The following is a 7531-nucleotide window of genomic DNA, read 5'->3' as shown; positions in this document are numbered from 1 at the left end:
GAGGAGCGGCGGGGGGAGGCTCGGCAGGGGCGTCGAGGCGCGGGCCCACGCCCAGCTTCTCCTTGATCTTCTTTTCGATCTCGTTGGCGATGTCGGGGTGCCCCTTGAGGAAGTTTCGCGCGTTCTCCTTGCCCTGGCCGAGCTGGTCGCCCTCGTAGGTGTACCAGGCGCCGGACTTGCGGACGAAGCCGTGCTCCACGCCCATGTCGATGAGGCCGCCCTCGCGGGAGATGCCCACGCCGTAGAGGATGTCGAAGTCGGCCTGGCGGAAGGGCGGGGCCATCTTGTTCTTGACGACCTTGACGCGGGTGCGGTTGCCGACCGGCTCGGTGCCGTCCTTGAGCGTCTCGATGCGCCGGACGTCGAGCCGGACCGAGGCGTAGAACTTCAGCGCCTTGCCACCGGTCGTGGTCTCGGGCGAGCCGAACATGACGCCGATCTTCTCGCGGAGCTGGTTGATGAAGATCGCGGTCGTGCCCGTGTTGTTCAGCGCGCCGGCGACCTTCCTGAGCGCCTGGGACATCAGGCGGGCCTGGAGGCCGACGTGGCTGTCGCCCATCTCGCCCTCGATCTCGGCCTTCGGCACCAGGGCCGCGACCGAGTCGATGACGATGAGGTCGACGGCGCCGGAGCGGATCAGCATGTCGGCGATCTCCAGCGCCTGCTCGCCCGTGTCGGGCTGGGAGACCAGCAGCGCGTCGGTGTCGACCCCGAGCTTGCGTGCGTATTCGGGGTCGAGGGCGTGCTCGGCGTCGATGAACGCCGCGATGCCCCCCGCCCGCTGCGCGTTGGCCACCGCGTGCAGGGCGACGGTCGTCTTACCGCTGGACTCGGGACCATAGACCTCTACGATCCGGCCGCGCGGGAACCCGCCGATGCCCAAGGCGACGTCGAGCGCGATGGAACCGGTCGGAATCACCTCGACCGGGGGACGCGTGTCGTCGCCGAGGCGCATGACCGAGCCCTTGCCGAACTGGCGCTCGATCTGGGCGAGCGCCGTCTCAAGGGCCTTTTCGCGGTCATTGGGTGCCATGGATGCCCCCTGGAAGGGTGTCGTGGTGTGTCGTTATCGTCGCGTGAAAGCTACGCGCTGCCACCGACATTTTCCGGCGCTCGGCCGTAGTCGGTCGCTCCAATATAGCCGAACGGCTGTTCGATCGCCCGCGAACACGCGTCCCGCACCCATCCTCCGGGCGACATTCCCGGGCATTCCGGTCGACCTGTTGTCACTGTGCTGACCTGGAGTGATCCTGGAGGGAGACGACTGCGAGGTGCCCCGTGACAAGCACGTTCGCCGAGCAACGCCGCGCCTACCTTGACGAGCTGTCCGCCCGCCTGCCCGAACGCGGGCTGATCGGCAGGATGCTCGGGGGCTCCGACCCCATGCTGTGGATCTGGCATCCCACCACGGGCAAGCAGACCATCGTGTTCGCCACGCCGTCCAAGAACGGCTGGCTGTTCCTGTGGTCCCCCGGCGGCCAGGAAGGGGCCGACCTTCCCGAGCAGGCCGCCGACATGGTCAAGGAGCTGCTGGCGGAGGATCGCTGAACGGCCGGGCGAAGGTCAGCGGAGCTTGGCGTCGACGTCGGTCACCTTGCACACCGCCCGCCACACGGTCTTCGCGGCCACGCCCTCGGCCAGCGCCTGGGTGACCGTCCGCCCGCCCAGCTCGGCGATGACGTAGTCACGTGCCCACGACTCGGCGTACGCCTCGCCGAAGTGCCGGCGCATGCGGTCCCAGAAGTCGGATAGACGCATCACCCCAGTATGGGGCAAGCAACGGGTGGCACGTCCCTTTGGGCCCTCGGCCCGCGCTTGAGGTACGGCGGCGCTTGGGTAGAACCCCGCCATGGCGAAGCTCCCCCTTATCGGCGTCGTCGCCGGCGTGCTCGCCGCGACCGTCCTGGCGCTCACCCCCGCTCAGAAGACCGCCCGCCGCGCCCGCCGCCGTGCGCTGCTCTCGCAGGTCCGCGCCGCCGTCCAGCAGGAGAAGGCCGCGCGCTCCGAGCGGCGCGGCGCCACCGCAGAGCCGTTCACCCGCGTCCGCCCGCGCCGGCCCAAGGGCACCCGCCGCCGATGCGGCGGATGAGGGGCACGGCGGCCGGGCCGCATGGGTAGAGGCGGTCAGAGCACGCGGGAGCCGTACATCTCGCCGAGGGGGTCGGCGAGGAGTTCGAGGCGCGCGTTGTCGGGGTCGCGGAAGTAGATCGACGCGCCGCTCTCGATGTCGTGCGGCACGCCGGCCGCTTCGAGCCTGCCGCGCAGCCGTTCCCAGGTGGCCGGGTCCACGGAGATGGCGATGTGGTGCAGCCCGCCCAGCACCTCGCGGTAGGGGCCGAGGTCGAGCCCGGGGAAGTCGAAGAAGGCGAGCAGGTTGCCGTTGCCGATGTCGAAGAAGAAGTGACTGGACCCCTTGTAGTCGCGGTTCTCCACGATCTCGGTGAGCGGGAACTCCAGCAGGTCCTGATAGAAGGCGATGGTGCGCTCCACGTCGGAGGACAGGAGCGCGACGTGGTGAAGGCCGCGCGCGCTGCTCGGCGGGCGGTGGTCGCGCACGTGCGAGGATCTGATCCGGGCCCTGGCCGCTTCGATCGCCGCGTGGTCGATGCTCATATCCGTCCTCTATCTCCGCCGCTATCCCCCCTCAATCCCCCACGAAGGCGACATTCTGCTGATCAGAGCCGGTGGACCGGCGGCAGGGCGCCCGGCGGAATTGTCGGTGGCACGTTGCATCATGGGGCCATGACCGGTTCGTCGCTCGTCCATTTCACCGACCTGACCAGGCAGTGGTTCGCCGCCGCGTTCGCCGCGCCCACCGCCGCGCAGGAAGGGGCGTGGGCGTCGATCGCCCGGGGTGACAACACCTTGGTGGTGGCCCCCACCGGTTCGGGCAAGACGCTGGCGGCGTTCCTGTGGTCCATCGACCGGCTCGCCGCCGAGCGGGCGGGCGACCCGCCGCAAGACGGCGGGCGCGGCTGCCGGGTGGTCTACGTCTCGCCGCTGAAGGCACTGGCGGTCGACGTCGAGCGCAACCTGCGCGCGCCGCTGACCGGCCTCCGGCAGACCGCCGTGCGCCTGGGCGTGCCCGCCCCGCAGATCTCGGTCGCCGTCCGGTCCGGCGACACGCCCGCCGACGACCGCCGCAGGTTCGCCGCCAAGCCGTCCGACATCCTGATCACCACCCCCGAGTCGCTGTTCCTGCTGCTCACCAGTCAGGCCAGGAGCGCGCTCGCCGACGTGGAGACGGTCATCGTCGATGAGGTCCACGCGGTCGCCGCGACCAAGCGCGGGGCCCATCTGGCGCTGAGCCTGGAGCGGCTCGACGCGCTGCTGCCCCGTCCCGCGCAGCGGATCGGCCTTTCCGCGACGGTCCGGCCGGTCGGGGAGGTGGCGGCGTTCCTGGGCGGGGCGCGCCCCGCCACGGTGGTCCAGCCGCCGTCCGACAAGGTGATCGACGTCGATGTGGTCGTCCCCATCGAGGACATGACGGAGCTCGACGCCCCGGCGCGCGGCGGGGCGACGACCGGCGAGGAGCCCGAGTCGTGGGCGCCGGAGCCCGACTCGGCCAAGCGCTCCATCTGGCCGCACGTCGAGGAGCGGCTGCTCGACGTGATCGAGGCCAACCGCTCGACGATCGTCTTCGCCAACTCCCGGCGGCTGGCAGAGCGGCTGTGCACCCGGCTCAACGAGCTGGCCTACACGCGGGCCGGCGGCGTGCTGGCCGCCGCACAGCCGATCCCCGCCGAGATGATGGCCCAGGCGGGGGCGAGCAAGGGGGCGATCCCGGAGATCGTGCGGGCGCACCACGGGTCGGTGTCCAAGCAGGAACGGGCGCAGATCGAGGAGGCGCTGAAGTCCGGGCGGCTGCCCGCGGTGGTGGCCACCTCCAGCCTGGAGCTGGGCATCGACATGGGGTCGGTCGACATGGTGGCGTGCGTCGCGGCCCCGCCGAGCGTGGCGAGCGGCCTGCAGCGCATCGGCAGGGCCGGGCACCAGGTGGGCGCGGTGTCCCGTGGGGTGATCTTCCCCAAGTACCGCGGCGACCTGGTGCAGACCGCGGTGGTGGCCGAGCGGATGAAGGCGGGCGCCATCGAGGAGCTGCGCTATCCGCGCAACCCGCTCGACGTCCTGGCCCAGCAGATCGTCGCGATGACCGCGATGGACGACTGGACGGTCGATGACCTGGAGGCGGTGCTGCGGCGGGCCGCCCCCTACGCCACGCTGCCGCGCAGCGCGCTGGAGGCGACCCTCGACATGCTGGCCGGGCGCTATCCCAGCGAGGAGTTCGCCGAGCTGCGCCCGCGCATCGTGTGGGACCGCGTGACCGGCACGCTGCGCGGCCGTCCCGGGGCCCAGCGGCTGGCGGTCACCAGCGGCGGCACGATCCCCGACCGCGGCCTGTTCGGGGTGTTCCTGGTCGGGGAGAAGTCGTCCAGGGTGGGCGAGCTGGACGAGGAGATGGTCTACGAGTCGCGGGTCGGCGACGTGTTCGTGCTGGGCGCCACCTCCTGGCGGATCGAGGACATCACGACCGACCGGGTGCTGGTCTCCCCCGCCCCCGGGCAGCCGGGCAAGCTGCCGTTCTGGCACGGCGACACGGCGGGCCGGCCCGCCGAGCTGGGCCGGGCGATCGGCGAGTTCCTGCGCGGCATGGCCGGGGGCGACGGCGAGGAGCGGGTCAGGGCGGCCGGGCTCGACGACCACGCGACCGCCAACCTGCTGGCCTACCTCGACGAGCAGCGGGAGGCCACCGGCTACGTGCCCGATGACCGCACGCTGCTGGTCGAGCGGTTCCATGATGAGCTGGGCGACTGGCGGGTGGTGGTCCACACGCCGTACGGCGCGCGGGTGCACGCCCCCTGGGCCCTGGCGATCGGGCGGCGGCTGCGCGAGCGTTACGGCACCGACGTGCAGGCCGTCCACTCCGACGACGGCATCGTGCTGCGCGTGCCCGACACCTTCGAGGGCGCGCCCTCCGACGTGGCGGCCTTCGACCCGGAGGAGATCGAGCAGATCGTGGTCGAGGAGCTGGGCGGGTCGGCGATGTTCGCCTCCCGGTTCCGGGAGTGCGCGGGGCGGTCGCTGCTGTTGCCCCGGCGCAGTCCGGGCAGGCGTACGCCGCTGTGGCAGCAGCGGCAGCGGGCCGCGCACCTGCTCGGCGTGGCCGGTTCCTACGGCTCGTTCCCCGTGGTGCTGGAGACGATGCGCGAGTGCCTGCAAGACGTCTTCGACGTGCCCGGCCTGGTGCGGCTGATGCGTGACATCGCCGCCAGGAGGGTGCGCGTGGTGGAGGTGGAGACCTCCCAGGCGTCGCCGTTCGCGGCGTCGCTGATGTTCGACTTCGTCGGCGCGTTCATGTACGAGGGCGATGCCCCGCTGGCCGAGCGCCGCGCCCAGGCCCTCGCGCTGGACACCCGGCTGCTCGCCGAGTTGCTCGGCCAGGCCGACCTGCGGGAGCTGCTCGACCCCGACGTGATCGCCGACACCGAGCGCGAGCTGGCCCGCCTCGACCGGCCGCTGCGCGACGCCGAAGACCTCGCCGACCTGCTTCGCTCGCACGGGCCGCTGCTGGCCGACGACGTGCGGGTGCGGGAGGGCGATCCGGGCTGGCTGACGGGCCTGGAGCGCGACCGCCGGGCGATCCGCGTGCGGGTGGCGGGGGTGGAGCAGTGGGCGGCCATCGAAGACGCGGGCCGGTTGCGCGACGCGCTGGGCGCGCCGCTGCCGGTAGGGGTCCCGGTCGCCTTCCTTGAGCCGGTGGCCGACCCGCTGGGCGACCTGGTGGCGCGGCACGCCCGCACCCGGGGGCCGTTCCCCGCGAGCACGGCGGCGGCCCGGTTCGGGCTGGGCGTCGCCGTGGTGAGCGACGCGCTGGCCCGGCTGTCGGCGAGCGGCCGGATGGTGGGCGGCGAATTCCGGCCCGGTGGGCGGGGCGAGGAGTGGTGCGACGCGGGCGTGCTGCGGCTGCTGCGCCGCAGGTCGCTCGCGCGGCTGCGCAGGGAGGTCGAGCCGGTCGCACCGGAGACCTTCGCGGCTTTTGCTCCGGTGTGGCATGGGATCGCCGGTTCGGCGGTCGCCGACCGGTCCGAGCGACCCGACGGTGCGGCGTACCTCCGGCGGCCCGGCGGCGGGCATGGGCCGGGCCGGGCGATGGACGCGCTGGTCAACGCGATCGAGCAGTTGCAGGGGGCCGCCGTGCCCGCGTCGGCGCTGGAGACGCTGGTGCTGCCGTCCCGCGTGCCCGGCTACTCCCCCGCGCTGCTGGACGAGCTGACCGCGTCCGGCGAGGTGATCTGGGCCGGGCAGGGCGCGCTGCCGGGCGGCGACGGCTGGGTGTCGCTCTACTTCGCCGACACGGCCCCGCTGCTGCTGCCCGAGCCGGCCGAGATCACCCGCACGCCGGTGCACGAGCAGATCCTCGCGGTGCTGGGCGGCGGCGGGGCGGTGTTCTTCCGTGAGCTGGCCAATCAGGTGTTCAGCAGGGCGCTGCCCGACGGCGCCGAGGCGGTGCCCGATGACGCGGCCCTGTCCAGGGCGCTGTGGGACCTCGTGTGGTCCGGTCAGGTGACCGGCGACACGCTGGCCCCGCTGCGGGCGACGCTCGGCACCGGGCGGCCCGCCCATCGCCCGGCAGGCGGGCGCAGGCGGCGCGCGGTGCTGCCGACCCGCAGCGGGCCGCCGACCGTCGGCGGCCGGTGGTGGGCGCTGCCCGCCCCCTCACAAGACGGCACGCAGCGCGCCCACGCACAGGCCGAGGTGCTGCTCGAACGGCACGGCGTGGTCACCAGGGGCGCGGTCGCGGGCGAGCGGTCGCCCGGCGGCTATTCGGCCGTCTACCAGGTGCTCCGGGCGTTCGAGGAGGGCGGCCGGTGCCGGCGGGGCTACTTCGTGGAGGGGCTCGGCGGAGCCCAGTTCGCGCTGCCCGGCGCGGTCGACCGGATGCGCGCGATGGCCCCGCCCGCGGGCGGTTCCGGCCGGTCGGCGGGCGAGACGGGCGCGCGCCGGGCGGTGGTGCTGGCCGCCGCCGACCCGGCCAACCCGTACGGCGCGGCGCTGCCCTGGCCGGTCCATCCCGGCGAGGTCGCCCACAAGCCGGGGCGCAAGGCCGGGGCGCTGGTGGTGATGGTCGAGGGGCACCTGGTGCTGTACGTCGAGCGCGGCGGCAAGACGCTGCTGTCGTTCGCGGGCGACGACCGGGTGCAGTCCGCGGTGGACGCACTGGCCCTCGCCGTACGCGACGGGGCGCTCGGCAAGCTCACGGTCGAGCGCGCGGACGGCGCCTCGATCAACGACTCCCCACTGGCCGCCGCACTGGAGGCGGCCGGCTTCCACCCCACCCCCCGCGGCCTGCGGCTACGCGCCTGACCCCGAACAGGGGCGGCTCGATGCCGGAAGCCTCCAGGAGCCGGCCCACATCCGGGGGCCGTGTGCGCGTATGAGCGGCCACGGGCCCGCCCCCTCTACGGGCCCGGGGCCGCGCCCCATGGGGCGGGTCGAACGCTGGGTGGTCTTCAGTGGCGAGGGGTCTTGT

The 7531-nt window shown here is 73.3% G+C and carries 6 protein-coding genes; 3 read left to right on the top strand and 3 right to left on the bottom strand.

Annotated elements, in window-relative coordinates; genetic code table 11:
- Positions 1 to 1033: recombinase RecA (recA, locus tag C1I98_RS31865; protein WP_111171075.1), on the bottom strand; the 1033-nt coding region annotated here is incomplete at its 3' end.
- 245 nt (positions 1034 to 1278) lie between these two features.
- Here recA and C1I98_RS31860 point away from each other — a divergent pair.
- On the top strand, positions 1279 to 1548 hold the full coding sequence (locus C1I98_RS31860; RefSeq protein WP_111171074.1) for a hypothetical protein: 270 nt from the start codon (positions 1279 to 1281) through the stop codon (positions 1546 to 1548).
- Positions 1549 to 1563: 15 nt separating this feature from the next.
- On the opposite strand, the gene C1I98_RS31855 is transcribed toward C1I98_RS31860, so the two are convergent.
- Complete coding sequence (locus C1I98_RS31855) at positions 1564 to 1758, bottom strand: DUF3046 domain-containing protein (protein ID WP_111171073.1); 195 nt, start codon at positions 1756 to 1758, stop codon at positions 1564 to 1566.
- Between the two features lie 91 nt (positions 1759 to 1849).
- Here C1I98_RS31855 and C1I98_RS31850 point away from each other — a divergent pair, with 91 nt between their 5' ends.
- Positions 1850 to 2089, top strand: coding sequence for a hypothetical protein (locus C1I98_RS31850; protein WP_111171072.1), 240 nt, complete (start codon positions 1850 to 1852; stop codon positions 2087 to 2089).
- Positions 2090 to 2124: 35 nt separating this feature from the next.
- Here C1I98_RS31850 and C1I98_RS31845 read toward each other — a convergent pair whose 3' ends face one another.
- Entirely contained in the window at positions 2125 to 2613 is a 489-nt protein-coding gene (locus C1I98_RS31845) for a VOC family protein (RefSeq protein ID WP_111171071.1), read from the bottom strand.
- Between the two features lie 129 nt (positions 2614 to 2742).
- On the opposite strand from C1I98_RS31845, the gene C1I98_RS31840 reads away from it, so the two are divergent.
- The gene (locus C1I98_RS31840; RefSeq protein ID WP_111171070.1) at positions 2743 to 7365 is read left to right on the top strand and encodes an ATP-dependent helicase; all 4623 of its coding nucleotides are present in this window, start codon (positions 2743 to 2745) and stop codon (positions 7363 to 7365) included.
- Positions 7366 to 7531 lie beyond the last annotated feature (166 nt).

Origin of the sequence: Spongiactinospora gelatinilytica (assembly GCF_003236385.1) — a bacterium.
Lineage (GTDB): Bacteria > Actinomycetota > Actinomycetes > Streptosporangiales > Streptosporangiaceae > Spongiactinospora > Spongiactinospora gelatinilytica.
The sequence above is the reverse complement of the archived record's forward strand: the minus strand, read 5'-3'. Positions and strand labels throughout refer to the sequence as shown.

Coding starts and splice junctions, on each gene's coding strand:
- C1I98_RS31840 (WP_111171070.1), top strand. CDS start 2,743: ATGACCGGTTCGTCGCTCGTCCATTTCACCGACCTGACCAGGCAGTGG.
- C1I98_RS31855 (WP_111171073.1), bottom strand. CDS start 1,758: ATGCGTCTATCCGACTTCTGGGACCGCATGCGCCGGCACTTCGGCGAG.
- C1I98_RS31850 (WP_111171072.1), top strand. CDS start 1,850: ATGGCGAAGCTCCCCCTTATCGGCGTCGTCGCCGGCGTGCTCGCCGCG.
- C1I98_RS31845 (WP_111171071.1), bottom strand. CDS start 2,613: ATGAGCATCGACCACGCGGCGATCGAAGCGGCCAGGGCCCGGATCAGA.